At 63.8% G+C, this 23,867-nt stretch carries 22 protein-coding genes and 1 riboswitch; of the genes, 11 read left to right on the plus strand and 11 right to left on the minus strand.

The genetic code is table 11. The annotated features are described in order from the left end of the window. The first annotated feature begins 121 nt into the window (after positions 1-121). A riboswitch (yybP-ykoY riboswitch) is annotated at positions 122-287 on the plus strand. A 17-nt stretch (positions 288-304) separates the two neighbouring features. From mntP to ACCQ08_RS22200, 3 genes are all read left to right on the plus strand, one after another. After that, positions 305-874: a manganese efflux pump MntP gene (mntP, locus tag ACCQ08_RS22190; RefSeq protein ID WP_312415422.1), complete on the plus strand. Its 570-nt coding sequence runs from the start codon at positions 305-307 to the stop codon at positions 872-874. Positions 875-1,315: 441 nt separating this feature from the next. After that, positions 1,316-2,311: a DUF808 domain-containing protein gene (locus ACCQ08_RS22195; RefSeq protein WP_313333016.1), complete on the plus strand. Its 996-nt coding sequence runs from the start codon at positions 1,316-1,318 to the stop codon at positions 2,309-2,311. Between the two features lie 271 nt (positions 2,312-2,582). Next, entirely contained in the window at positions 2,583-3,194 is a 612-nt protein-coding gene (locus tag ACCQ08_RS22200; RefSeq protein WP_230773008.1) for an OmpW family protein, read from the plus strand. An 87-nt stretch (positions 3,195-3,281) separates the two neighbouring features. On the opposite strand, the gene ACCQ08_RS22205 is transcribed toward ACCQ08_RS22200, so the two are convergent. Beyond that, positions 3,282-4,565, minus strand: a complete 1,284-nt coding sequence (locus ACCQ08_RS22205) for an O-acetylhomoserine aminocarboxypropyltransferase/cysteine synthase family protein (RefSeq protein ID WP_373451021.1) — start codon at positions 4,563-4,565, stop codon at positions 3,282-3,284. Between the two features lie 115 nt (positions 4,566-4,680). Continuing rightward, on the minus strand, positions 4,681-5,772 hold the full coding sequence (locus tag ACCQ08_RS22210; RefSeq protein ID WP_373451022.1) for a YeiH family protein: 1,092 nt from the start codon (positions 5,770-5,772) through the stop codon (positions 4,681-4,683). Between the two features lie 164 nt (positions 5,773-5,936). Between ACCQ08_RS22210 and ACCQ08_RS22215 the strand changes: the two genes are divergently transcribed. Further along, positions 5,937-6,836: a LysR family transcriptional regulator gene (locus ACCQ08_RS22215; protein ID WP_312415446.1), complete on the plus strand. Its 900-nt coding sequence runs from the start codon at positions 5,937-5,939 to the stop codon at positions 6,834-6,836. A gap of 7 nt (positions 6,837-6,843) precedes the next feature. Here ACCQ08_RS22215 and ACCQ08_RS22220 read toward each other — a convergent pair whose 3' ends face one another. The 7 genes from ACCQ08_RS22220 to cyoA all read right to left on the minus strand — a co-directional run bounded on the left by ACCQ08_RS22220 (position 6,844) and on the right by cyoA (position 13,754). Next, positions 6,844-7,386, minus strand: a complete 543-nt coding sequence (locus ACCQ08_RS22220) for a response regulator transcription factor (RefSeq protein WP_239808726.1) — start codon at positions 7,384-7,386, stop codon at positions 6,844-6,846. After that, a complete protein-coding gene (locus ACCQ08_RS22225; protein WP_312460258.1) occupies positions 7,349-8,707 on the minus strand; it encodes an ATP-binding protein in 1,359 nt (452 codons plus the stop codon). The genes ACCQ08_RS22220 and ACCQ08_RS22225 overlap by 38 nt, the downstream gene beginning before the upstream one ends. An 81-nt stretch (positions 8,708-8,788) precedes the next feature. Then, complete coding sequence (locus ACCQ08_RS22230) at positions 8,789-9,544, minus strand: SURF1 family protein (protein ID WP_373451023.1); 756 nt, start codon at positions 9,542-9,544, stop codon at positions 8,789-8,791. Between the two features lie 69 nt (positions 9,545-9,613). Continuing rightward, a complete protein-coding gene (gene cyoD, locus ACCQ08_RS22235) occupies positions 9,614-10,042 on the minus strand; it encodes a cytochrome o ubiquinol oxidase subunit IV (protein WP_239808724.1) in 429 nt (142 codons plus the stop codon). Next, the gene (cyoC, locus tag ACCQ08_RS22240; RefSeq protein ID WP_239808723.1) at positions 10,043-10,672 is read right to left on the minus strand and encodes a cytochrome o ubiquinol oxidase subunit III; all 630 of its coding nucleotides are present in this window, start codon (positions 10,670-10,672) and stop codon (positions 10,043-10,045) included. Next, positions 10,665-12,668 carry a cytochrome o ubiquinol oxidase subunit I gene (cyoB, locus tag ACCQ08_RS22245; RefSeq protein WP_312460241.1) on the minus strand — a complete coding sequence of 668 codons (2,004 nt, stop codon included), beginning with the start codon at positions 12,666-12,668 and terminating at the stop codon, positions 10,665-10,667. The genes cyoC and cyoB overlap by 8 nt, the downstream gene beginning before the upstream one ends. A gap of 30 nt (positions 12,669-12,698) precedes the next feature. Then, the gene (gene cyoA, locus ACCQ08_RS22250; protein WP_373451024.1) at positions 12,699-13,754 is read right to left on the minus strand and encodes a ubiquinol oxidase subunit II; all 1,056 of its coding nucleotides are present in this window, start codon (positions 13,752-13,754) and stop codon (positions 12,699-12,701) included. 187 nt (positions 13,755-13,941) lie between these two features. Between cyoA and ACCQ08_RS22255 the strand changes: the two genes are divergently transcribed. Beyond that, positions 13,942-15,294, plus strand: coding sequence for an MFS transporter (locus tag ACCQ08_RS22255; protein ID WP_239808721.1), 1,353 nt, complete (start codon positions 13,942-13,944; stop codon positions 15,292-15,294). Between the two features lie 135 nt (positions 15,295-15,429). On the opposite strand, the gene ACCQ08_RS22260 is transcribed toward ACCQ08_RS22255, so the two are convergent. Further along, entirely contained in the window at positions 15,430-17,433 is a 2,004-nt protein-coding gene (locus ACCQ08_RS22260) for a U32 family peptidase (protein WP_373451025.1), read from the minus strand. Positions 17,434-17,526: 93 nt separating this feature from the next. Beyond that, positions 17,527-18,255 carry an NUDIX domain-containing protein gene (locus ACCQ08_RS22265; RefSeq protein ID WP_373451026.1) on the minus strand — a complete coding sequence of 243 codons (729 nt, stop codon included), beginning with the start codon at positions 18,253-18,255 and terminating at the stop codon, positions 17,527-17,529. 141 nt (positions 18,256-18,396) lie between these two features. Here ACCQ08_RS22265 and ACCQ08_RS22270 point away from each other — a divergent pair, with 141 nt between their 5' ends. The 6 genes from ACCQ08_RS22270 to ACCQ08_RS22295 all read left to right on the plus strand — a co-directional run bounded on the left by ACCQ08_RS22270 (position 18,397) and on the right by ACCQ08_RS22295 (position 23,734). Further along, positions 18,397-18,990: an RNA 2'-phosphotransferase gene (locus ACCQ08_RS22270; protein ID WP_373451027.1), complete on the plus strand. Its 594-nt coding sequence runs from the start codon at positions 18,397-18,399 to the stop codon at positions 18,988-18,990. Further along, positions 18,987-19,601: an HAD family hydrolase gene (locus ACCQ08_RS22275; protein WP_373451028.1), complete on the plus strand. Its 615-nt coding sequence runs from the start codon at positions 18,987-18,989 to the stop codon at positions 19,599-19,601. The genes ACCQ08_RS22270 and ACCQ08_RS22275 overlap by 4 nt, the downstream gene beginning before the upstream one ends. Positions 19,602-19,709: 108 nt before the next feature. Next, positions 19,710-20,645 (plus strand): ADP-ribosylglycohydrolase family protein, encoded by a 936-nt coding sequence (locus ACCQ08_RS22280; protein ID WP_373451029.1) that lies wholly within the window; start codon positions 19,710-19,712, stop codon positions 20,643-20,645. A 32-nt stretch (positions 20,646-20,677) separates the two neighbouring features. Then, a complete protein-coding gene (locus ACCQ08_RS22285) occupies positions 20,678-20,923 on the plus strand; it encodes a hypothetical protein (protein WP_373451030.1) in 246 nt (81 codons plus the stop codon). Continuing rightward, positions 20,920-22,434, plus strand: coding sequence for a tRNA adenosine(34) deaminase TadA (tadA, locus tag ACCQ08_RS22290; protein WP_373451031.1), 1,515 nt, complete (start codon positions 20,920-20,922; stop codon positions 22,432-22,434). Before ACCQ08_RS22285 ends, tadA begins: the two co-directional genes overlap by 4 nt. A gap of 58 nt (positions 22,435-22,492) precedes the next feature. After that, entirely contained in the window at positions 22,493-23,734 is a 1,242-nt protein-coding gene (locus ACCQ08_RS22295; protein WP_373451032.1) for a PLP-dependent transferase, read from the plus strand. Positions 23,735-23,867 lie beyond the last annotated feature (133 nt).

Genomic DNA, 23,867 nt, shown 5'->3' on the forward strand with positions numbered 1-23,867 from the left:
ATCGGCCGTTTCGCTGCACCAACGCTTGGGCACCAGGCAGAAATGCGATCCATTTCTAAAGAGCCTGGCGCCTCTGGGGCCATGCGCCGCAACGCGCTGCGCAAGGTTTAGACTGCGGGCTCCCTTGGGGAGTAGCCTGCTTCCGCGCTGGAAGCGTCTGCGTCAACATACTCGGCATTTCGCATGCTGTGGCGCAGACATCCGTTCTTCGGTTGGCGAGACCATCGGCATGCCAGCACGACCTCGGTCGGGCAGTGGTGGCATGCCGTTGTGCTCATGCCCGACTGTCCCAGAAGAACCTCCGATGAATGCTGCTTCCATTTCCCTGTTGGCGCTTGCCATGTCTACCGATGCCTTTGCCGCGGCGATTGGCAAAGGCTCTGCCCTTGTCAAACCCCGTTGGTCCGAGGCGCTGCGCACCGGCCTGATCTTTGGTGTCATCGAAGCCATCACCCCGCTGGTGGGCTGGGCGCTGGGCTACGCCGCTGCCGATTATGTGAAGGCCTGGGACCACTGGATTGCCTTTGTGCTGCTGCTGGTTCTGGGTGGCCGCATGGTGCTGGGCGCTTTCAAAAGTGCCGATGAACCCGAGATGGGCCGCCCGGCGCGCCATGGCTTCTGGCTGCTGGTCGCCACCGGCTTTGCCACCAGCATTGATGCGATGGCGGTTGGCGTGGGCCTGGCTTTCCTGGATGTGAACATCACCGTGGTCGCGCTGAGCATCGGCTTTGCGACCTTTGCAATGGTGACCTTGGGGGTGATGGTGGGCCGTGTGCTGGGCCATATCACCGGCCGCTGGGCAGAGGCGGTGGGTGGCGTGGTGCTGATCGCGATTGGCTCGCTGATTCTGTACGAGCACCTGGTGGCGGTATAAAAGCAGGCCGTCTGCGGTTGCCACGGCAGAGGGCTTTGGTGTGCGGCCCTGTAGGAGGACGGCGCCAGACAAAACAAAGCCCCGCAGAGCGGGGCTAAAGTGAGAGAGATCAGTGAGCCTGCAATCGCTGCGGGTGCCGGGTTTCAGTTCTGGCTCAACCGCTGGCAAGCTGCGCTGGTATCAGAAGCGGGCAGGAGCACGCTTACGGTCACGTTCGTCTTCAGGCCAAATAGCAAACACTTCAGTCATTTCAGTCCTTTCACCTTTCTGGTGTAGATGGGTGTACAACGGGCCGCGCGCTGAGGTGGTTGACAAGGCCTGCATAAAGTTTTGTGAACAACCTCCAACAAAACGTAGAAATCACCGTTTTACGGGGCTTGAGACGGCATTGCATTGTGAAATCGCTATGATTTGCCACCGAATTTAGACAGGGAGTGCGTAATGGCTGGTGCTGGTTTATTGATGTTGCTCGATGATATTGCGACCTTGCTTGACGATGTGGCGCTGATGACCAAGACGGCTGCGGGCAAGAGCACGGCCATCCTGGACGATGTGGCCACGCAGACCAAGGTGGCGGTGCAAAAGACGGCGGGGGTGCTGGGCGATGACCTGGCGCTGAATGCCGAGCAGGTAACCGGCGTCAAGGCCAACCGGGAGTTGCCGGTGGTCTGGGCGGTGGCCAAGGGCTCACTGAAGAACAAGGCCATTCTGGTGCCGGCAGCGTTGCTGATCAGTGCTTTTGCGCCCTGGCTGATCACGCCGCTGTTGATGATTGGCGGCGCTTTCCTGTGTTTTGAGGGGGTGGAGAAGGTGCTCAGCCTGTTCCACAAGCCCAAGCACACCCATGACGCCGTCAAGGAGTCAGAGCAGGCTGCACAAATGGGTGTAGCCCCTTCGTCGGTCAAGGCCGCCAACGAGAAGAACATGGACCCGGTGGCCTATGAAAAGGCCAAGGTGGCGGGTGCCGTCCGGACCGATTTCATTCTGTCGGCCGAGATCATGGCGATTGCGCTGGGCACCGTCGCCAGCAAGCCGATTGCCGAGCAGTTGGTGGTGTTGGTCGCTGTGGCGCTGGCGATCACCGTGTTTGTCTACGGCCTGGTGGCCGGCATTGTGCGCATGGACGATGTGGGCATGTGGCTGATGCGCAAGACCAGTGCCGCCGCAAAGGCGTTTGGCCGGGGCCTGATCGCTTTTACGCCCTGGCTGATGCGCGGTTTGTCAATTGTGGGTACGGCTGCGATGTTCATGGTGGGCGGCAGCTTGCTGGTGCATGGCATCGGCCCGATCGAGCACTGGCTGCAGAGCACGGTCACGCCGATGGGCGGCGTGGTGGCCCTGCTGGCACCGACGCTGGTGCATGTGGCCGTCGGCGCGGCCATTGGTGGCCTGGTGGTGCTGGCGGTGGAGGCCTGGCACAAGCTGCGCGGGCACTGACCAGCAGCAGCGCCGCATCGTTGGGATGCGGCTGCAGTAAGACCTCAAGGCGGCATCGCAACAGCGGGCCGCCTTTTTTCATGGCATGTTTTGTCTCGTTGATCTGGGTCAGGGCCGCCTGGCGCGCAGAGGAAGAAGATGCAGGGCATGGACAGCAGGCAGATCTGCCACCCACCTATCCGGCGCTTGGCGCTGGCCGGGCATGCAGATGCTGGCTCGTTTCAGCTACTTTTCAATCCATGCGAGCAAGATCGCAGCGAGGGCAATGATGATGAAAAAGATGATGTTGGCAGCGGCGGCTGTATGTGCAATGGCGTCGGGCGCCGCGATGGCGCAGGAGGCGCAAAGCCCCTGGCAAGTGCGTTTGCGTGCGGTGCACCTGGACAGCGCCAACAAGGACTCCACCGGCCTGGGTCTGTCGATCAATGACAAGACCATTCCCGAAGTGGATGTGACCTACTTCTTCACGCCCAACATCGCGGCCGAGCTGGTGCTGACCTACCCGCAAAAGCACGACCTGCGCTCTGACGGCGCCAAGATCGGCACGCTCAAGCACCTGCCGCCCAGCCTGCTGGCGCAGTACCACTTCACCAACATGGGCGCGTTCAAGCCCTATCTGGGCGCTGGTGTGAACTACACGCGCTTCTCGAACGTGAACTTCGCACCGGCGGTTGAGGCCGCGCTCGATCCATCGATCAAGAAGAACAGCTTTGGCGCCGCACTGCAGATCGGCTTTGACTACATGCTCGACAAGAACTGGTCGATCAACGTGGATGTGAAGAAGGTCTACATCAAGACCGATGTGCGCTCGGCGGGCACCAAGGTGGGAACCTTCAAGGTCGATCCTTGGCTGCTGGGTGTCGGTGTGGGCTACCGCTTCTAAACGGGGTCTGAAGCCGACCACGGATCAAAGAGCACTGTGATTGAGCCGCTTGTTGCAAGCGGCTCTTTTTTTGCGTGCGACGGCCCCTCAGACCTTGGCCAGCGCCTGCTCCAGATCGGCCAGCAGGTCATCGACATGCTCGATGCCGACGGACAGACGCACCATGCCTTCGCTGACGCCGGCCTTCTCCAGCTCGCCACTGTCGAGCTGGCGGTGGGTGGTCGAGGCCGGGTGCGTGGCCAGTGATTTGGCATCGCCAATATTGACCAGGCGCGTGAACAGCTGCAAAGCATCCAGAAAGCGGGCGCCTGCGGCACGGCCTTCGCCATCGGCGGCCTGGAGGCTGAACGACAAAATACCCGAGGCGCGGCCGCCCGACTGCTTTTGCAGAATGGCATGGTCCGGGTGGTCTGGCAGGCCCGCATAGCGCACCCAGGCGACCTTGGGGTGCTTTTGCAGGGTCTCGGCAATCTTCTGGGTGTTCTCGCAAATGCGGTCCATGCGCAGCGCCAGTGTTTCGATGCCTTGCAGGATCTGGAACGCGTTCTGCGGCGAGATGGCCGCGCCCATATTGCGCAGCGGCACCACGCGCGCGCGGCCGATGTAGGCCGCAGGGCCCAGCGCTTCGGTATAGACCACGCCGTGGTAGCTCACATCGGGTTCGTTGAGGCGCTTGAAACGCGCCTTGTGCTCCGCCCAGGGGAAGGTGCCGCTGTCGACAATGGCGCCACCGACGCTGGTGCCATGGCCGCCGAGGTACTTGGTGAGCGAGTGCACGACGATGTCGGCGCCATGCTCGATGGGGCGCAGCAGGTAGGGCGATGGCACGGTGTTGTCGACGATCAGCGGCACGCCATGGCGGTGGGCCACATCGGCCAGCGCGCGGATGTCGGTGACATTGCCCAGCGGGTTGCCGATGGACTCGATGAACACGGCCTTGGTCTTGTCGTCGATCAGTGCGCCAAAGCTGGCCGGGTCACGCGGATCGGCAAAGCGCACCTCGATGCCTTGCTGCGGAAAGGTGTGGGCAAACAGGTTGTAGGTGCCGCCATACAAGGTGCTGGCCGAGACGATGTTGTCGCCCGCTTCGGCCAAGGTCTGGATGGCTGCGGTGATCGCTGCCATGCCCGAGGCCAGTGCCAGCGCGGCAATGCCGCCTTCCAGCGCGGCCACGCGCTTTTCCAGCACATCGGTGGTCGGGTTCATGATGCGGGTGTAGATATTGCCCGGCACCTTCAGGTCAAACAGGTCGGCGCCATGCTGCGCGCTGTCAAAGGCGTAGGCCACCGTTTGGTAGATGGGCACGGCCGCAGCCTTGGTGGTCAGGTCGGGCGAATAGCCTGCGTGAACGGCCAATGTCTCGATGCGCATGGTGTTGGAATCCTTTTTGTGGGCAGAAATATGCCTCCCGGTTGTAGCAGTTTTGTGCGGCAGACCAACGATTTTTTGGGTATGAGCTTATGAGCGCTCAGCGCCATCAACACGCTCAGAGCCAAGTATTGACCGCCAGCCCGCCCAGCACCAGCCAGACAAACAGCACCAGCCCCAGCAGCAAGGGCTTGATGCCCGCAGCCCGCACGGCGCGCACATGGGTGGTGAGCCCCAGGCCGGCCATCGCCATCGTCAGCAAGGCGTTGTCCCACTGCACACCGATGGCGAGCGCCTGCGCAGGGATGACGCCCAGCGAATGGATGCCCGCGACTGCGACAAAGCCCAACGCAAACCAGGGAATGGTGATCTGGCGGGCCTGCACGGCGCCACCGGCTGCCGGCTGCCGGACCGCTGCAGCGCTGCCAGGGCGCCTGGCCAGCCACAGCGACAGCGCGATCAGAAACGGGGCCAGCATCATCACCCGCACCATCTTGGCGACCACGGCAGTATCGGCCGCGCTGCTGCTGACGGCGCCGCCAGCCGCCACGACCTGGGCGACCTCGTGCACCGTCGAGCCGACCCAGAGGCCATAGCCGGCCTCGGTCATCTGCAGACTGGGTGCGAGCCATTGGTAGAGCACGGGGTACAGAAAGGTGCCCACCGTGCCAAAGACCACCACGGTGGCAATCGCGACCGCCACATCATCGGCACGCGCCTTGGCCACCGGAGCCGTGGCCAGCACGGCCGCTGCGCCGCAGATGGCGCTGCCTGCGCCCACCAGCATGCTGGTGCGTGCATCCAGCCCCAGCCAGCGCCGGCCCAGCCATTGCGCCAGCACAAAGGTGCTGATGAGCATCAGCGCATCGGTCAGCACTCCGGCCAGGCCCACGGCGGCGATGTCCTGGAAGGTCAGGCGCAGGCCATAGAGGATGATGCCCAGGCGCAGCAGCTGCTGCTTGGACAGCCCGACCCCCGCTGCCGCCGGCGCCTGTACCGCGCCATAGACGGTATTGCCCACCAGCATGCCGATGACGATGGCCACCGTAAGCGCGCTCAGCCCATGGCTGCTAAACCAGGGCAGTGCCGCCAGCCCGCTGGCCAGCCAGGCAATGGCCGCGCACAGCAGCAGGCCGGGCGCCAGGCGTCTGGCGGTATCGAGCCAGTGGCCGTGGCGCAGCCGGGGGAGGGGGAGGTGGGCGAGTGACATGGGCGGTTCCAGAGGCCCAGGCAGGGCCGGAAGCGGCAGGCTGCTGGGCGGTATGGGGTCACTATAGAAATTCTTCTTATATCTGTATAACGGATTGTTTGATTAAGTTCTATCGATAAAATAGGTAGATATAGGCCCATCAACCGACCGAGTTTCTGTTCACCATGCTCCATCTCAGCCTGCGCCAGTGGGAGGTTTTCTGCGCCATTGCCCATAGCGGCAGTACCGTCGCTGCGGCGCGGACCATCGGCCTGTCGCAGTCGGCGGTCAGTGCCGCCCTGCAGCAGCTGGAGGCAGGCCTGGGCGCGCAGCTGTTTGCGCGCAGCGGCAAGCGCCTGGTGCTCAACGACCTGGGCCGCAGCCTGTGGCCGCAAGCACAGGCCTTGCTGGAGCTGGCCTTGCAGCTGGAGCAGGCCACCCAGCACAGCGAGCCCATGGCGCCCGTGGTGCTGCGGCTGGCGGCCAGCACCACCATTGCCAACCATGTGCTGCCGGCCATCCTGGCGGACTTCATGCAGCGCTATGCCCAGGTGCAGTTTGAGGTGGTGATCGGCAATACCCGCGAGGTGGCCGAGGCGGTCAGCGAGGCCAGTGTGGACCTGGGCTTTATCGAAGGGGTGAGCCACTGGCCGGCACTGGAGGTCCAGCCCTGGCGCGAGGATGAGCTGGTGCTGATTGCCGCGCCTGGCCATGCGCTGGTGGCGGCAGCAGGCCACGGCCCTGTCAGCGCGCAGCAGCTGGGCGCCTGCCGTTGGCTGTTGCGTGAGGAGGGGTCGGGCACGCGCGAGGCCGTGGAGTTCAGCGTGCTCTCCCAGTTGCGGGAATGGCCGATTGCGGCGGTGCTGGGCAGCTCGGAGGCGATCTGCACCGCCGTTGCGCGGGGGGCGGGCATCAGTTGTCTGTCGCGGGTGATTGCCCAGCCCTGGATCGACCGGGGCGAGCTGGCCGTGTTGCACAGCCTGTTGCCGCCGATGCGGCGGCAGTTCTCGCTGTTGCAGCGCCAGGGCAAGCAGCGCTCACCGGTATTGCAGGCGCTGGTGCAGGCCTGTGAGGACGCTGCCTGAGCGCTGTTCAACGGACGTGGTGCTTTTCCAGCTTGCGGGCCAGGGTGCGGCGGTGCATGCCCAGGCGGCGTGCGGTTTCGGAGATGTTGAAGCCGGTCTCGGCCAGGGTCTCGTGGATCTTCTCCCACTCCAGCGTTTTGATCGAGGTCGTGGCGGCAGTCAGGTCGACCTCGGTGCTGCCTTCGACCCGGCTGAAGGCCGCTTCGATGTCATCGGTGTTGGACGGTTTGGCCAGGTAGTGGCAGGCGCCGAGCTTGATGGCTTCGACCGCGGTGGCAATGCTGGCGTAGCCGGTGAGCACGACGATCAGCGCATCGGGGTTTTGCGCATGCAGCAGCTGCACGCAGGACAGGCCCGAGGCATGGCCGGCCAGCTTCAGGTCCATCACCGCGTACTGCGGGCGCTCAGTCTGCAGCAGTTGGGCCACCTCGTCAGCGCTGCTGGCATGCAGCACGCGGTAGCCACGGCGCTCAAAGGAGCGGCGCAGCGTGCGGGCAAAAGCGGCATCGTCTTCAACCAGGAGTAGCAGGCGTTCTTGGGTGGAGGTCATGGTGTGGTTCATCATCCAGGGCAATGGAGGCCAGCGGCAGGCTGATGCGTACAGCTGCACCGCCGCCCAGGTGCTGCTCGCGGTTGCGGGCCTCGACATGGCCGCCCAGCGAGCGGGCCACATTCATCACCAGAAAGAGGCCCAGGCCACCGCCGGGGCGTTGTTTGGTCGACTGGTAGGGCTTGCCCAGATGGGCCAGGATCTCGCTCTTGAAACCCGGGCCGCTGTCGGTCACCTGCAGCACCAGCTGGGCGTCGTCCTGCGCGGGGCATTCCACCACCAGCTGGACAAAATCTGGCGAGGCCTCCAGTGCATTGTCCAGCACATTGAAAATCATCTGTTGCAACGAGGTATCCGAGATGATGGGAACGTCGCGTGCCACCTGCTTGCGGTAGACAAAATTGCCGGGCTGGCGGTGGCTTTGCCACTGCGCCACCACGCGGTCCATGAAGGTGACCAGGGTGGTGGTCTCGGGCGCATCGCCTCGCGTCTCACCGGCCGACAGCAGCACGCCGGTGACGATGGATTTGCAGCGCTGCACCTGGTGCTCCATCTCGTGCAGGTCCTCCATCAGCTCGCTGTCTTGCGCGATCGAGGGCATGCGCTGCCAGTCGCCCAGAATCACCGCCAGGGTCGACAGCGGCGTGCCCAGCTCATGGGCTGCGCCGCTGGCCAGCAGGCCCATGCGCACGATGTGCTCTTCCTCGGCGGCGCGCTGGCGCAGGTCCGCCAGGCGCGTATCGCGCAGCTGCAGGTTGGACATGATGCGGTTGATGAACGAGACCAGCAAGATCGCATTGAGCCCGAAGCTGATCAGCAGCCCCAGCAGGTACAGCGAGTGCATCGCGCCGCTGCGGTGGCTCATGATCTGCAGCGGCTGGTAGAAAAAGGCCAGCGCCACCGCGCAGCAGCCGGTGACCACCACAATGCCCCAGGCATAGAAGGGCTTGAGTAGTACCGCCCCCAGCGTGACCTGCAGCAGGAACAACGTGATGAAGGGGTTGTTGGCGCCGCCGCTGAGGTAGAGCTGCAGGCTCAGCGCACCGACATCGGCGAGCAGTGCCACGAACAGATCGCTCGACGAGATATCGTGCTGGCGCCAGCGCAGCCACCAGATGCAGATCAGGTTGGTGATGACCAGCCCGGCCAGCACGGCCAGCATCTCGTACAGCGGCAGGTAGATGTCAAAGCCCCAGCGGACCAGCGAGATGGTGACCACCTGCCCCACCACGGCCAGCCAGCGCAGCTGGATCAGCAGCTGCATGTTCTGGCGGTCGGTGGTGTGGGTGACCTGAAAGGGGGAGGGGATGGACAGTGGCACCGTGCGATTGTGCCGCAGTCGGCAGGCCTTGCGCCTGCCAGTGTTACCAGCGCCGCCAGGCGCCGGTAAGTCTGAGGGTGATTAACGCGCGCGCTTGCGTTTGCGCAGCACCAGCCAGGTCGCGCCTGCCACCATCAGTGCCAGGCCGTACCAGGTCAGCGCATAGACCAGGTGGTTGTTGACAAAGCGCACCTGCGTGAGACCGGCGCGTGGCCATTGCTGGCTTTGCAGGTCGCTGGCGCTGCTGCGCTTTTGCTCGCCCACCAGCTCGGCGCTGCCATCGGGCAGGCCTTCATCGATGAAGAAGGGTGCCACCTGCGTCAGGCCCTGGGCCTGTGCAATGGCCTGCACATCGCGGGAGAACCAGCGCTGGGATTGCGGGTCGTTGTCACGCAGAAAGCCGCCCTTGGGCTCGGTGGCGCGCAGCAGGCCCGTCACGCGGACCTCGTCCGTTGGCGTAGCAGCTGCCAGCTGCGGGCCGCCTGCCCAGTCACGGCGCAAGGCATCAGGCACAAAGCCCCGGTTGACCAGCACCTGGCTGCCATCGGCCTGCTGCAAAGGGGTCAGCACCCAAAAGCCCGAGCCCAGCGCGGTGGCGGCCTGGGTCAGCACGGTCTTGTCGGTCAGCCACTGGCCTTGCAGGCTGCTGGGCTGGTATTCCACCGCCTTGGCATCGAGCTGGGACCAGCTGGCCGGGGCGGGCAGCGCTTGGGGCGCGCTGTGCACCCGGCGCTCGACCCGTTCGATCAGGTCCAGCTTCCACTGCAGGCGGTAGACCTGCCAGGTGCCCAAGGCGATAAAGCCCAAGAACAAGGCGATGCCCACGGTCGCGAGCATCGCCTGAAAAAGTGCGGAATGCCGGGGCAGACCCGGTGCATTCCGTTGCGTTTCGTTGGTCAAAACAGCTTAGTGGTTGGTGTGGCCTTCGCCGGCAGGTTGCTGCGGGTTCACGACCGTGGGGCTGTGGTTGTGGCCCGGCATCATGTTGGTGTTCATGTGGTACATGACCCACAAGGTACCGGCCAGGGTCACGGCCACGAACACGATGGTGAAGATCGTGGACATCAGGGTCCAGCCGCCTTCGACCTTGCCGTTCATGTGCAGGAAATAGATCATGTGCACGATGATCTGCACGACTGCGAAGAAGGCGATCACGACGACGGTGGTGGTGCGGTTCTCAAACACATCGCCCATGACCACGGCAAAGGGGATGGCCGTCAGGATGATCGACAGGAAAAAGCCGATCATGTAGCCCGAGAAGGTGCTGTGCGGGCCATCGTCATGACCGTGGTGGTCGTCATGGCCGTGTGCAGCGTGGTGGTGTTGTGCGCTCATTTACAGCACTCCGATCAGATAAACGAAGGAGAAGACGCCGATCCAGACCACGTCCAAGAAGTGCCAGAACATCGACAGGCACATCAGGCGGCGGTTGTTCTCACGGGTCAGGCCGTGCTTGCCGATTTGCAGCAGCAGCACCACCAGCCACACCAGACCGAAGGTCACGTGCAGACCGTGGGTGCCCACCAGTGCAAAGAAGGCCGACATCGCAGCGCTGCTTTGCGGGCCAGCGCCCTCATGGATCAGGTGGTGGAACTCATACAGTTCCACGCCCAGGAAGCCCGCACCGAACAGGCCGGTGATGATCAGCCAGACGACGGTGCCCTTGACCGAGCCCTTTTGCTTGGCCAGCATCGCAAAGCCGAAGGTGATGGACGAGAACAGCAGCAATGCCGTGTTGATGGCCACCAGGCTCAGGTCGAACAGCTCGGCACCACCGGCGCCGCCGGCATAGTTGCGGCCCAGCGCGCCGTAGGTGGCGAAGAGGGCTGCAAAGATCAGGCAGTCGCTCATCAGGTAGAGCCAGAAGCCCAGAGCGGTGCCATTTTCAACATGCGGCTCTTCCTTGAGGAAGTAGTCGCGGTTCAGGGCGCCGGGCGCCCCAGCGAGTGTGTTGTGATTAGACATGGCGGGCCAACAGTTGGGTACGTTCTTCTTCGGTGGCTGCTACCTGCGTTGCAGGGATGTAGTAGTCACGCTTGTAGTTGAAGGTGTGGATGATCGAGGCCAACACGATGCCGGCAAAGCTCAGACCCGCCAGCCACCACATGTGCCAGATCATGGCAAAGCCGAAGACCAGGGCGATCATCGAGATCACGAAGCCTGCGCCGGTGTTCTTGGGCATGTGGATTTCCACGAAACCGTCGAGCTTGCGCTTGAAGCCGTGCTTCTTCATGTCCCACCAGGCGTCGCTGTCATGCACCGCTGGCGTGAAGGCGAAGTTGTACTGAGGAGGAGGCGAAGAGGTCGCCCATTCCAGCGTACGGCCGTTCCAGCAGTCACCGGTCACGTCACGCAGCTGGTCGCGCTTGAGGTAGCTGACGAACAACTGGATGAAGAAGCACGCGATACCCAGAGCGATCAGCACGGCGCCGAACGCAGCGATGATGAACCAGATCTGCAGCGAGGTGTCTTCGTAGTGGTTGACACGGCGGGTCACACCCATCAGGCCCAGCACGTACAGCGGGGTGAAGGCCACCCAGAAACCGATGAACCAGAACCAGAACGACGCCTTGCCCCAGAACTCGTCGAGGCGATAGCCGAAGGCCTTGGGGTACCAGTAGTTGATACCGGCAAACACGGCAAACACCACGCCACCAATGATCACGTTGTGGAAGTGGGCGATCAGGAACAGCGAGTTGTGCAGCACGAAGTCAGCAGGCGGCACGGCCAGCAGCACACCGGTCATACCACCGATGGTGAAGGTCAGCATGAAGCCCACGGTCCACAGCATGGGCACGGTGAACTTGATGCGGCCACGGTACATCGTGAACAGCCAGTTGAAGATCTTGGCGCCGGTCGGGATCGAGATGATCATCGTCGTGATGCCGAAGAACGAGTTCACGCTGGCACCGGACCCCATCGTGAAGAAGTGGTGCAGCCACACCAGCCAGGACAGGATGGTGATACAGACGGTCGCATACACCATCGAGGTGTAGCCGAACAGGCGCTTGCGCGAGAAGGTGGCGACGATTTCGGAGAACACGCCGAACGCAGGCAGGATCAGGATGTAGACCTCAGGGTGGCCCCAGATCCAGATCAGGTTCACGTACAGCATGGGGTTGCCGCCCAGCTCGTTGGTGAAGAAGTTGGTGCCGACGTAGCGGTCCAGGGTCATCAGCACCAGCACGGCGGTCAGGATCGGGAACGAGGCCACGATCAGCGCGTTGGTGCACAGCGAGGTCCAGGTGAAGATAGGCATCTTCATCAGGTTCATGCCAGGTGCGCGCATCTTGATGATGGTCACGATCAGGTTGATACCGGACAAGGTCGTCCCGACACCGGCAATCTGCAGCGCCCAGATGTAGTAATCCAGACCGACGCCCGGGTGGTACTCGCCCAGACCCGACAGTGCCAGCCAGCCCAGGGTGGAGAACTCACCGACGAACAGCGAGGCCATCACCAGCACGGCACCGGAGGTGGTCATCCAGAAGCTAAAGTTGTTCAGGAACGGGAAGGCCACGTCACGCGCACCGATTTGCAGCGGCACCAGGTAGTTCATCAAGCCGGTCACAAAAGGCATAGCCACGAAGAAGATCATGATCACGCCGTGGGCGGTGAAGATCTGGTCGTAGTGGTGCGGAGGCAGGTAGCCCATCGATTCACCGGCAGCCAGCGCCTGCTGGCCACGCATCATGATCGCATCGGCAAAGCCGCGCAGGAACATGACCAGGCCGAGGATCATGTACATGATCCCGATGTTCTTGTGGTCGATGGAGCAGATCCAGTTCTTCCACAGCGGACCCCAAAGCTTGAACTTGGTGATACCGGCGAAGACGACGAGGCCGCCCAGGACCACGGCAATGAAGGTCCACAACACGATGGGCTCATGCACCATCGGTATGTCATTCCATGTCAGCCGCCCGAGGAGCGGGTCATGGCTTACGTTTGTAGCTACGGACATATTGAGTCTCTTTGAAAATTCTCGATGGGGTTACTGCGCCACGGGGGTGCCAGGCGCCTGCTCGCCCAGGGAGGCGACCACCGCAGGGGCGTTGGCCACCGTGCACACGTCGTCTTCAGGGATCAGCGAAACACTCTTGCCTGCAGCTGCACGGGCCTTGATGTTGGCCATGGCATCCTTGGCCATGATCTCGTCCATGCACATCTTGCCGGCTTCAACGCAGCGGTTGAGCACGGCGTGGTACAGGGTGTTGTCAACGGTGCCGAACAAACGGACCGGATCGCGCTCGCTGGGCTTTTCCAGCTTCACGTATTCGGCGCGGTCCAAGGTAGCGCCTTCGGTCTTGGCCTTTTGCACCCAGGCGTCGAAATCGCCATTGCTCAGGCCATGGAACTTGAAGGTCATACCGGCAAAACCCGAGCCGCTGTAGTGCGAGCTCATGCCCTTGTACACACCGGGCTTGTTGATCACGGCGTTCAGCTGCGTCTGCATCGAAGGCATGGCATAAATCATGCCTGCCAGGTCAGGAACGTAGAAAGCATTCATCGTCGTGGTCGCCGTCAGCTTGAAGCGGATAGGGCGGTCGACAGGTGCAGCCAGCTCGTTGACGGTCGCAATGCCTTGCTCTGGGTAGATGAAGAGCCACTTCCAGTCCATCGCCACCACTTCCACTTCGAGCAGCTTGACGTCAGCGGCCAGAGGGCGGTTGGCGTCAATGCGGTCCAGAGGGCGGTAGGGATCGAGCTTGTGGGTGTAGATCCAGGTCAGCGCGCCCAGCGCGATGATGATCAACAGCGGTACCGACCAGATCACCAGCTCCAGCACCGTGGAGTGGTGCCATTCGGGATCGTAGTCCGCGGGCTCATTGCTTTCGCGGTACTTGAACGCGAAGAGCAGGATCAGCACGATCACCGGAACGATGATGATCAGCATCAGCAACGTGGCGATGATCACCAGATTGCCGGACTGCGCCGCCACGTCTCCCGCAGGGTTGAGGACAACGGTATTACAGCCTGCAAGGCTGGCGGCAACCAGTAACGCCGCAACGAGCCGTGAAGGCCCGCGAAGTTTTTTGAGATCAGGCATGCGAAAGGGCACGGCAAGCGCGCTTAGGTATAAACATGGATTGCAAAATCCCCCCAAATGTAAATGCTAGAGGCAGGCCTGTCGATTGGACATTTTGTCCTACGCCCTCTCAGAAAGTACCCAGCTAGGCTCCTGGTGAAGGTACGGTCTCAGCAGGCCGGTAACAGCTTGAGGAAGGAGCTTTTGTATGAGTAGTCTCGGTTACACAGCATCTCCTGTCGGCGGCACCCCCGGTGCTGATCCCCATTCCCGTGCCCATTCTGACGAAGATGTAACACCTGGCGAGATCGCGGTCGGCGTTATTATCGGCCGTTCGTCAGAGTACTTCGACTTTTTCGTATTTGGTATAGCGGCCGTCTTGGTCTTTCCAAGCGTTTTCTTCCCCAATTTCTCTCAGCTGAACGGCACTTTGCTGTCGTTTGCGGTCTTTGCAATCGCCTTCATTGCCCGACCGGTGGGCACTGCGATTTCGATGGCCATCCAGCGCCGCTGGGGCCGGGCCGCCAAGATGACCGTGGCTTTGTTCCTGCTCGGTGTCTCCACGGTCGGCATCGCCTTTTTACCCGGGTATGACGTGCTGGGCCGTACGGCCATCTGGCTGCTGGCGCTGTTTCGCTTTGCCCAGGGGCTGGCGCTGGGCGGCTCCTGGGACGGGCTGCCATCGCTGCTGGCGATGAATGCCCCCAGCAACCGCCGAGGCTGGTACGCGATGATTGGGCAGCTGGGTGCGCCGCTGGGCTTTGTGCTGGCGGCCGGTCTGTTTGCCTACTTGTACAGCGCGCTGTCGAAGGCCGAGTTTCTCAGCTTCGGCTGGCGCTATCCGTTCTATGTCGCCTTTGCGGTGAACGTGGTGGCCTTGTTTGCGCGGCTGCAGCTGGTGCTGGGCCAGACCTACACCCAGGCCATGCAGGAGCGGGAGCTGGAGCCTGTCAGCGTCACCCGCCTGATTGACGAGGAAGGCAGCCACGTGGCCATCGGTGCGTTTGCCGCGCTGGCCAGCTTTGCGCTGTTCCATCTGGTCACGGTGTTTCCGCTGTCCTGGATTTCGCTGTACTCCCAGCAGCCCATCACGCATGTGCTGGGCGTGCAGATACTGGGCGCCTTCTGTGCGGCGCTGGCCATTGTGGCCTCGGGCACGCTGGCAGACCGCTTTGGCCGGCGCAATACCTTGGGTGCGATGGCCGTGTTGATTGCACTGTTCAGCCTGGCCACACCGAAGCTGCTGTCCAGCGGCGTCACCGGTAACAACATCTTCATCATTGTCGGCTTTGTGCTGCTGGGCCTGTCCTACGGCCAGTCCTCGGGTACGGTCACTGCCAACTTCTCCGCCCGTTACCGCTACACCGGGGCCGCGCTGTCCACCGACATGGCCTGGCTGGTGGGTGCTGCGTTTGCACCGCTGGTGGCTCTGGGGCTGTCGGCCAAGTTCGGCCTGATCGCCGTCTGCCTGTACCTGCTGTCGGGTGCCATCTGTACGTTGGCTGCGCTGGGGATCAATCGCGCGCTGGAGTCGCGCGAGAGCGCCGAGTCCGGCGCGTGACCGGTTTTATCAAGGGACTGCCCATTGCGGGCAGCCAGGCCAAGGATTGACCTCGGTGCCTGGACCTTGGTGAAAATAAAGCTGCAGAGCGAAGCTCTTGCAGCTTTTTTTATGGGCGCAGGCCAGCAGCGGCGATCAGCTGCGCACCACCGCAGGCCGGGTGCGATAGAAATGCATCGGGAACTCCTGCATCTCCTTGGCATGCTGGTTGATCACCGAGCGCTTCATCTTGCCCACCACATGCATTTCGCAGGGCTTGCAGTCAAAGCGCAGGGTCAGCTTTTCCTTGCCATTGATCAGCTGCAGCGGCTCAGCCTTGATGGTGCCCTTGACGCCGATGACACCCTTGGCCTGCTTGGGGCAGAGGCTCATCGAGAAGCGCACGCAGTGCTTGGTGATCATCAGCGAGACTTCGCCTTCCTCTTCCTTGCTCTCGTAGGCCGCGTCGATCACCTTGACGCCATGCTTCACATAGAAGTCATGCGCCTTCTGGTTGAACACGTTGGACAGGTAGGTCAAGGTGTCTTCCGGGAAGGGTACCGGTGGCTCCACCGGCAGCGCGCGCGGCAGGCGCACAAAGCCGGCCTCGCGGGCCGCTTCCAGCGCGGCCACCGCATCGCGGCGCAGCTGGTTCAGCGCCGAAGCCGGAATGAACCAGGGCTGGTCCAGCTGCAGGCTGATGTCATGCACCGAGAAGATCGTTGCGCCAAAACGGCCGAGCTGGTCGCGCAAGGTCGCCTCGGCCCGTTCGCTGTCGGTGGCGGGCTGGTGCGGCTGCACCAGGCTGGCGCTGCCGACAAAGCCGTCCTCGTCGGTCAGGATCAGTGCAAAGCCGTCCGGGGTCTGGCTGAGCTGGGCCCACAGGCCAATGCGGCGCTCGCTGGATTTCTTGTCCAGCGTGCGCACCCAGGCCATGTCGCGGTTGCGGTTCACTTCCAGGCCCTTGCGCAGGTCCTTGAAGCCGGCGATCGGGTCCTTGGGGAATACGCGCCACAGCGATTTCTTCGCATCCACCGATTCGGCGCGGTTGATCTGCATGCCGACCAGCTCTTTTTGCAGGTCGTAGTAGCACAGGCCATCGCCGTTGTGCAGCACGGTGTCGCGGCTGGAGGCTTCGAGCTCGACAAAGTTCTCGCCCACCTTGGTGACCCAGCCGATCGCACGGCCCGGCGTCTTGGGGGTGTCAAAGGCGCCGATATCGTCCTTGCGGCCATTGACGAAGTAGTCGGTGAACTCGCGGTTGAAGTTCTGGTCCGGGTCGGGCGTGAAGCTGAAGCTGGTGCGGCCCGACGACGAGCGTGCCAGTGGCGCATCCGAGAACTCGCGCTCCTCGATGATCTCGTCGAGCAGCTTGCGGTAGTGGGCGGTGATGTTCTTCACATAGCCCATGTCCTTGTAGCGCCCCTCGATCTTGAAGCTGCGCACACCGGCATCGATCAGCGCGCGCAGGTTGTCGCTCTGGTTGTTGTCCTTCATCGACAGCACATGCTTTTCATGCGCAATGATGCGGCCCTGGGCGTCCAGCACCTCATAGGGCAGGCGGCAGGCCTGGTTGCAATCGCCCCGGTTGGCGCTGCGGCCCGTGTGGGCGTGGGTGATGTAGCACTGGCCCGAATAGGCCACGCACAAGGCGCCATGGACAAAGAATTCAATCGTCGTGCGCGCCGGGTCGGTCGCGGCACGCACGGCGGCAATCTGTTTCAGATCCAGCTCACGCGCCACCACGATCTGCGACAGGCCGGCATCCTGCAGAAAGCGGGCTTTCTCGGGCGTGCGGATATCGCTCTGGGTGGAGGCATGCAACTGGATCGGGGGCAGGTCCAGCTCCAGCAGGCCCATGTCCTGGATGATCAGCGCATCGGCGCCGGCCTCATATACCTGCCAGGCCATCTGGCGCGCGCCTTCGAGCTCATCATCGCGCAGGATGGTGTTGAGCGTGATGAAGATGCGGCTGCCAAAGCGGTGCGCGTGGTTGATCAGGCGCTCCAGGTCGCGGATGTCATTGCCCGCCGTGGCGCGTGCGCCAAAGGCCGGACCTCCGATATAGACGGCATCGGCGCCATGGTTGATGGCTTCCATACCGATATCGGCATCACGGGCCGGGGAGAGCAGTTCGAGCTGGTGGGGCAGGAGGGACATAGGGGCCGGATTATCTCAGGTCGCTGCACTATGCCTTCGTTGCTGGGCGATAAGCTGACTGCCGTGCCAGCCCAAGCACCCTGGCAGCCTCGTTCAGCCGCGCGGGCTGAAGGTGCGCGGAAACACCACCGGCGCGCTGCGGTCGGCCAGGCGGTAGCCCATCGCCGGGCGGTTGGAGGGGCCCGCGACATGTCCGGCCTCATGCAGAAACTGCGCCGCCAGCATGCGGGTGCGAAAGCCGCTCTTGTCCACCGGCCGGCCCAGCACCGTCTCGTACACCTGCTGCAGCTGGGGCAGCGTAAAGGGCTCGGGCAGCAAAAAGGCGGGCAGCGAGGTGTACTCCACCTTGCCGCGCAGGCGCTCGACCGCAGCGCGCAGGATCTCGCTGTGGTCAAAGGCGAGTGCCGGCTCGCCGCCGAGCGCATCGACCTCGAACCAGGCCACATCGGCCGCATTGGCGCCCTTGGCCAAGGTCAGCGGCTGCGCAGCAATCAACGCAAAGTAGACATGGGTGGCCGACCAGCCACGCGGGTCCCGGCTGCGGCCGCCCCAGCTGCCCAGCTGCTCCAGGTAGGGGCTGGCGACATTGGTCTTCTCGCGCAGCTTGCGGTGGGCGCAGGCCTGCAGATCGCTGTCCTGCGCCACATCGACGAAGCCACCGGGCAGCGCCCACAGCCCCGGGAACGGCTCCGAGCCGGACGCCGGACGCTGCACCAGCAAAACCTTCAAGGCCCCGTCCACCACGCTGAAGATCACCACATCCACCGTGGTGTAGGGGCGTTCAAAATCAACGGGTTGGAGGCTGTCAGTGCTGGAGGCCATAGAAAAACCTTGACGGATGAAAAAGCTAGTTGTATTGTACAACTCTTATAAGTTGCCTAATACAACTTAAGGCTTGAAAGCGTGGAGCAGCCCGAAGGCGGGCGCTCCCAAGGATGCATAACTACAACAAAAGAAAGATAGATGATGACTTTTAACCCACCAACCAACGGCATCCAGGCCGGCGAGCAGTCCGCCGCCATGACCCGCCGCAGCAAGCTGCTCAGTCTGGTGCTGCGGCACAGCCCCCAGACCATCGGGCTGCAGCTCGATGATGCAGGTTGGGCGCATACGGACGAACTGCTCGCCTGCCTGGCCCGCAGTGGCAAAGCCATGAGCCTGACGCAATTGCACGCGGTGGTGGCAAGCTGCGCCAAGCAGCGCTTTGCGTTCAGCGCGGATGGCAAGCGCATCCGGGCCAACCAGGGGCATTCGGTCACCGTCGAGCTGCAATTGGCCCCCAGCACCCCACCGGACGCGCTCTACCATGGCACGGCGACCCGCTTTCTTGACGCGATCCTGGCGCAAGGCCTGCAACGCCAAAAGCGCCACCATGTGCACCTGTCGGCCAGCATCGAGACGGCTGGCGCGGTAGGGCGGCGCCATGGCAAGCTGGCCCTGCTGCGGGTAGATGCGGCAGGCATGGTCGCCGATGGCCATGTGTTCTATTGCTCGGACAATGGCGTCTGGTTGACTGACGCTGTACCCGTGGCCTACCTGCAGAGGCTGGACGCATGAGCAGCCATCGCGTGTTGGCGCTGGATGCTGACGGCGTGCTGCTCGACTACAACCTGGCTTATGCCGGTGCCTGGCAGCGCGCTTTCGGCCGCCGGCCTGCCTTGCGCAATCCCCACGCCTACTGGGCAGCAGACCGCTGGGATGTCGAGCGCCTGAGTGGCGAGGCGCTGCACCAGTTTCGTGCAGGCTTGGATGTGCAGTTCTGGTCCGCTTTGCCTGCTGTACCCGGTGCGCTAGAGGCTTGCCAGCAGCTGGTGGCCGGCGGCTTTGAGCTGGTCTGCCTGACTGCCCTGCAGCCCCAGTTTGCCCAGGCAAGGCTTGGCAACCTGCGGGCCCTCGGCTTTCCGATTGAGCGGGTGATCGCTACTGGCAGTGGTGGCAGCTCCGGCAGTCCCAAGGCGACAGCGCTCGCCCAACTGCAGCCGCTGGCCTTTGTGGATGACTATTTACCGAACTTTGCGGGCCTGCCAGACGGTATCCATCGCGCATTGGTGCTGCGCGAACCCGAGGGCAGCCCCAACTGCGGGCCGGCATTGCAACAACTGCATTCCACCCATGCCAGCCTGGCCGCGTTTGCGCACTGGTGGCTGGCGGAGAGACAAGAGAATTGACATGACATACACCAACCCCATCCAGCGGCCCGCGCTGGCGCGGCGTGCCTATCGCCGGGCCAGGTTCTTCATGGCGGCGCGCGCGCAGCTGCGCGCCGGAGGCCAGTGATGCCGCCCAGCCTGGACCGCTTTCAAGGCGCATTGCTGGGCCTGGCCTGTGGCGATGCGGTGGGCACCACGGTCGAGTTTCAGCCGCGCGGCAGCTTTGTGCCGCTGACCGACATGGTGGGCGGGGGGCCGTTCTCGCTGCGGGCGGGGCAGTGGACCGACGACACCTCGATGGCGCTGTGCCTGGCCGAGAGCCTGGTCACCAAGGGCGGCTGCGACCCGGCAGACCAGATGGCGCGCTATGCGAACTGGTACCAGTGGGGCTACTGGAGTTCCACCGGCCATTGCTTTGACATTGGCATGGCCACGCGGGAAGCTTTGCAAAGGTTCTTGCTCACCGGCAATCCGCTGGCGGGCAGCACCGACCCGCACAGCGCTGGCAATGGCTCGATCATGCGGCTGGCGCCTGTGGCGCTGCGCTTTTGCGGTGATGCGCAGCGATTGCAGGACCAGGCGGCGCTCAGCTCGCAAACCACCCACGGCGCGGCCGAGTGCGTGGATGCCTGCCGCCTATTGGCCGTAGCGATCGCCCGCGCGCTGCAGGGCAGCCCCAAACACGAGGTGCTGGCGCTGGCGGATCTGCGGCTGGCCAGCCCCCCGCTGCAGCAGATTGCGCAGGGCCATTACCTGGCCAAAAGCCGGGAGGACATCAGCGGTTCGGGCTATGTGGTGCGCAGCCTGGAGGCGGCGCTGTGGTGCTTTGCCCGGCATGGCTGCTTTGAGGATGCCGTGCTGGAGGCCGCAAATCTGGGCGATGACGCCGACACCACGGCGGCGATCACCGGGCAGATAGCGGGCGCCTTCTGGGGCGAGCAGGGCATACCAAGCCACTGGTTGCAGCGCCTGCACCTGGCCGATGACATCCGGGCGCTGGCTGGGCAGCTGTGGCAGGCCAACCAGGGCCTGCCGGCCACGGGCTGCAATGCCGCGCGATAATCAGACCCGCATGCGGAATGAGGGAGGATGCTATGCGGGCTGTATTGGGTTTGGCCGGGTTGCTGGTGGTGATGGCGATTGTCGCGCTGTTGATGAAACAGAACATGGCCGTGACCAAGGCGCCTGCACCGGCCGCCGTGGAAGGCGTACCCGTGCCGCAGATCGACACCAGCAAGGATGTGAATGCACAAAGCCGGCAGATCCAGCAGCAGGTGCAGGACCAGCTGAACCAGGCGCTGCAGCAGGATGCCCAGCGTCTGAAACAGGCCGAAGAATGACCGCATTGGCCGACAGCCTCGTTCCCGCCGCTACCGGCAGCCCATTGCCCCACCAGCCTGGCGATGTGCACTGGATGCGCGCCGCGCTGGCGCAGGCGCGCGCTGCGGCTGAGGCGGGTGAAGTGCCGGTGGGGGCGGTGGTGGTGCGTGATGGCCAGATCGTAGGCCAGGGCTTCAACCACCCGATTGGCGCCCATGACCCCAGCGCCCATGCCGAGATCGAGGCCCTGCGCGATGCGGCCCAGCGCCTGGGCAATTACCGGCTTGAGGGCTGCACCTTGTATGTGACCCTGGAGCCCTGCGCCATGTGTGCAGGCGCCATCCTGCATGCGCGCCTGGACCGCGTGGTCTGGGGCGCTGCCGAGCCGCGCACCGGTGCCGGCGGTTCGGTGCTGGACCTGTTTGCGCAGGCCGCGCTGAACCACCACACCGCGGTGACCCCGGGGGTGTTGGCGGACGAGGCTGCAGCGCTGCTGACGGCATTTTTTGGCAAACGCCGCGTGCAGCAAAGGCAGCAGGCACTGGCCAGCCACCCGCTGCGCGACGACGCACTGCGCACGCCCGACACGCTGTTTGCAGCGGCGCTGGATTGCGGCTGCCCCAGCTGCTTCTACAGCGATTGGCCCGCATTGGCGGGCCTGCGCCTGCATGTCAAAGACAGCGCGGGCCAGAACCCCCTGCCAGCCGCCGCAGCCCGGCAATGGCTGCTGTTGCCCGGCATGCCGGCCCATCAAGGGCTTTTTCGTGAATTGGCGGCAGGCCTGGCCGCGCGGGGTGATCGCGTCGTGGCCCCGGATTGGCTGGGCCTGGGACGCAGCGACAAGCCCAAAAAGGACCAGCGCCTGGGCGATGCGCAGCAGCTGGCGATGCTGCAGGACCTCATCGAGCATTTGCATCTGGATGGCGAGCAGGGGCTGGTCGTCGTCGCCCATGGCGATGCCGCGCGCCTGGCCCAGGCCCTGGTGGCGCAGCTGGCGGCACTGGGCCGGCCGGTACAAGGGCTGTGGCTGGTCAACCCGCCCAATGCCGCAGTGCCGAGTGCGGACTACCGGCTCTGGCTGGAGCAACTGGCGCGCAAGCCGGCGCTGGATATGGCCGCCGCGCTGGGCAGCAGCGCAATCGGTGCCGAGATGGATGCGGACCGCCAGCAATGGGCGGCGCAGTTTCCTGACAAGGGCTACCGCGCAGCGCTGCGTGCCTGGGCGCGTGATGCCTTGGCCGCCCTGGATGCCCCGGCTATGGCGCCGGCCGCATCAGTGCAAGCGCTGCCTGTGCTGGTCAGCCTGGGCGAGCAGGCCCGCTGGTGGCCTGCACCTGTGGACGGACTGGATGCCTGGCTGGCGGATGTCGCTACCAAAGCGGGCGGCACCGGGCCGCTGGCCTGGCAGCGTTGCGCTGGCGGCGACTGGCTGCCCTTGCAAAACAGCACCGCACTGCTGCAGGCCAGCCGCTTCTTTGACGCCGGTGCGCAGCCCGCAGCACTGGGCTTGGCGGCAGCGGCTTTGCGCTGAGCCTATCTGCTGCACAATAGCCCGCAGCTGTTCTGTTTTCTGACCGACATTTTTTGTTATGAGCTCCACCCCCAAAAACCAGGCGCCGATCACCGGCATCATCCACCACCCCTACACGGTCGATGCGCCCTTTGCCGCGCCGCAGCCCGGCGTGTTCAAGGCATCGAGCGTGTTCTTCCCGAACGTGGCGGCGATGCGCAACTGGGAGTGGAAGGACAAGAGCGCCTTCACCTATGGCCTGCACGGCACGCCCACCACCTATATCCTGGAAGAGCGCATTGCCACGTTGGAAGGCGGCACCCACTGCGTGCTGGTGCCCAGTGGCCTGGCATCGGTCTCGGTGATCGGGTTGGCGCTGCTCAAGAGCGGTGACCATGTGCTGCTGCCCGACAACGTCTACGGCCCAAGCAAGGGCTTTGCCGAGAGCGAGCTGCAGCGCTATGGCGTCAGTGTCGGCTACTACGACCCGATGCGTGTGGACCACTGCGCCAGCCTGATCCAGGACAACACGCGGCTGGTGTGGCTGGAAGCGGCCGGCTCGGTCAGCATGGAGTTCCCCGATCTGGTGGGCCTCGTGCGCCTATGCCGGCAAAAAGGCATTGCCACGGCGCTGGACAACACCTGGGGCGCGGGCCTGGCCTTCAACTGCTTTGACCTGGATGGCGATGGCAGCTACCGCCTGGGCGTGGATGTCTCGGCGCATGCGCTCACCAAGTACCCCAGCGGCGGTGGCGATGTGCTGATGGGCTCCATCGTGACCCGTGATGCCGCCGTGCACCGCAAGGTGCAGGCCACGCATATGCACCTGGGCCTGGGCGTGGGGGTGAACGATATCGAAACCGTGCTGCGCAGCCTGCCCAGCATCGCGCTGCGCTACCACGCGCAAGATGCCGCTGCCCGGCAGCTGGCCGCCTTCATGGCCGAGCATCCCGCCGTCGTGCAACTGCTGCATCCGGCGTTTGCTGGATCGCCCGGCCACGCGCATTGGCAGCAGCTGTGCGGCGCTGGTGCGGTGGCCGGCAAGCAGGGCACGGCAGCCGGTCTTTTCAGCGTGGTGATCGATCCGCGCTACGGCCAGAAGCAGATCGACCTGTTCTGCGAAAGCCTGCGTCTGTTCAAGCTGGCCTACAGCTGGGGCGGCCCGGTCAGCCTGGTCGTGCCCTACAAGATCGGCAGCATGCGCGCGCTGGGCGAGTCGCAGTTGCAGCCCGGCATGGTGGTGCGCTTTGCGATCGGGCTGGAGGATGTGAGCGACCTGCAGCAGGATTTGGCCCAGGCGCTGCAAAAAGCCTTTGGCTGAACGCAAGGGACCCTCTGCAGAACGCCCTGCCGTGGTCTGAAAGCGGGCTCGGGCGATCCGCGTCCATCCCGCTTGGCGAGGGTCTTGCAGAGGATCCGTGGAGCCAAACCCATGAATGCCGCCCGCATTGCGC

Origin of the sequence: Comamonas sp. SY3, assembly GCF_041730275.1 — a bacterium.
In the GTDB taxonomy this organism is placed as follows: domain Bacteria; phylum Pseudomonadota; class Gammaproteobacteria; order Burkholderiales; family Burkholderiaceae_C; genus Comamonas; species Comamonas sediminis.

Excerpts from the sequence above, each read along its gene's own strand:
- mntP (WP_312415422.1), top strand. The coding sequence starts at position 305 with ATGAATGCTGCTTCCATTTCCCTGTTGGCGCTTGCCATGTCTACCGAT.
- ACCQ08_RS22195 (WP_313333016.1), top strand. The coding sequence starts at position 1,316 with ATGGCTGGTGCTGGTTTATTGATGTTGCTCGATGATATTGCGACCTTG.
- ACCQ08_RS22200 (WP_230773008.1), top strand. The coding sequence starts at position 2,583 with ATGAAAAAGATGATGTTGGCAGCGGCGGCTGTATGTGCAATGGCGTCG.
- ACCQ08_RS22205 (WP_373451021.1), bottom strand. The coding sequence starts at position 4,565 with ATGCGCATCGAGACATTGGCCGTTCACGCAGGCTATTCGCCCGACCTG.
- ACCQ08_RS22210 (WP_373451022.1), bottom strand. The coding sequence starts at position 5,772 with ATGTCACTCGCCCACCTCCCCCTCCCCCGGCTGCGCCACGGCCACTGG.
- ACCQ08_RS22215 (WP_312415446.1), top strand. The coding sequence starts at position 5,937 with ATGCTCCATCTCAGCCTGCGCCAGTGGGAGGTTTTCTGCGCCATTGCC.
- ACCQ08_RS22220 (WP_239808726.1), bottom strand. The coding sequence starts at position 7,386 with ATGACCTCCACCCAAGAACGCCTGCTACTCCTGGTTGAAGACGATGCC.
- ACCQ08_RS22230 (WP_373451023.1), bottom strand. The coding sequence starts at position 9,544 with ATGCTCGCGACCGTGGGCATCGCCTTGTTCTTGGGCTTTATCGCCTTG.
- cyoD (WP_239808724.1), bottom strand. The coding sequence starts at position 10,042 with ATGAGCGCACAACACCACCACGCTGCACACGGCCATGACGACCACCAC.
- cyoC (WP_239808723.1), bottom strand. The coding sequence starts at position 10,672 with ATGTCTAATCACAACACACTCGCTGGGGCGCCCGGCGCCCTGAACCGC.
- cyoB (WP_312460241.1), bottom strand. The coding sequence starts at position 12,668 with ATGTCCGTAGCTACAAACGTAAGCCATGACCCGCTCCTCGGGCGGCTG.
- cyoA (WP_373451024.1), bottom strand. The coding sequence starts at position 13,754 with ATGCCTGATCTCAAAAAACTTCGCGGGCCTTCACGGCTCGTTGCGGCG.
- ACCQ08_RS22255 (WP_239808721.1), top strand. The coding sequence starts at position 13,942 with ATGAGTAGTCTCGGTTACACAGCATCTCCTGTCGGCGGCACCCCCGGT.
- ACCQ08_RS22260 (WP_373451025.1), bottom strand. The coding sequence starts at position 17,433 with ATGTCCCTCCTGCCCCACCAGCTCGAACTGCTCTCCCCGGCCCGTGAT.
- ACCQ08_RS22265 (WP_373451026.1), bottom strand. The coding sequence starts at position 18,255 with ATGGCCTCCAGCACTGACAGCCTCCAACCCGTTGATTTTGAACGCCCC.
- ACCQ08_RS22270 (WP_373451027.1), top strand. The coding sequence starts at position 18,397 with ATGATGACTTTTAACCCACCAACCAACGGCATCCAGGCCGGCGAGCAG.
- ACCQ08_RS22275 (WP_373451028.1), top strand. The coding sequence starts at position 18,987 with ATGAGCAGCCATCGCGTGTTGGCGCTGGATGCTGACGGCGTGCTGCTC.
- ACCQ08_RS22280 (WP_373451029.1), top strand. The coding sequence starts at position 19,710 with ATGCCGCCCAGCCTGGACCGCTTTCAAGGCGCATTGCTGGGCCTGGCC.
- ACCQ08_RS22285 (WP_373451030.1), top strand. The coding sequence starts at position 20,678 with ATGCGGGCTGTATTGGGTTTGGCCGGGTTGCTGGTGGTGATGGCGATT.
- tadA (WP_373451031.1), top strand. The coding sequence starts at position 20,920 with ATGACCGCATTGGCCGACAGCCTCGTTCCCGCCGCTACCGGCAGCCCA.
- ACCQ08_RS22295 (WP_373451032.1), top strand. The coding sequence starts at position 22,493 with ATGAGCTCCACCCCCAAAAACCAGGCGCCGATCACCGGCATCATCCAC.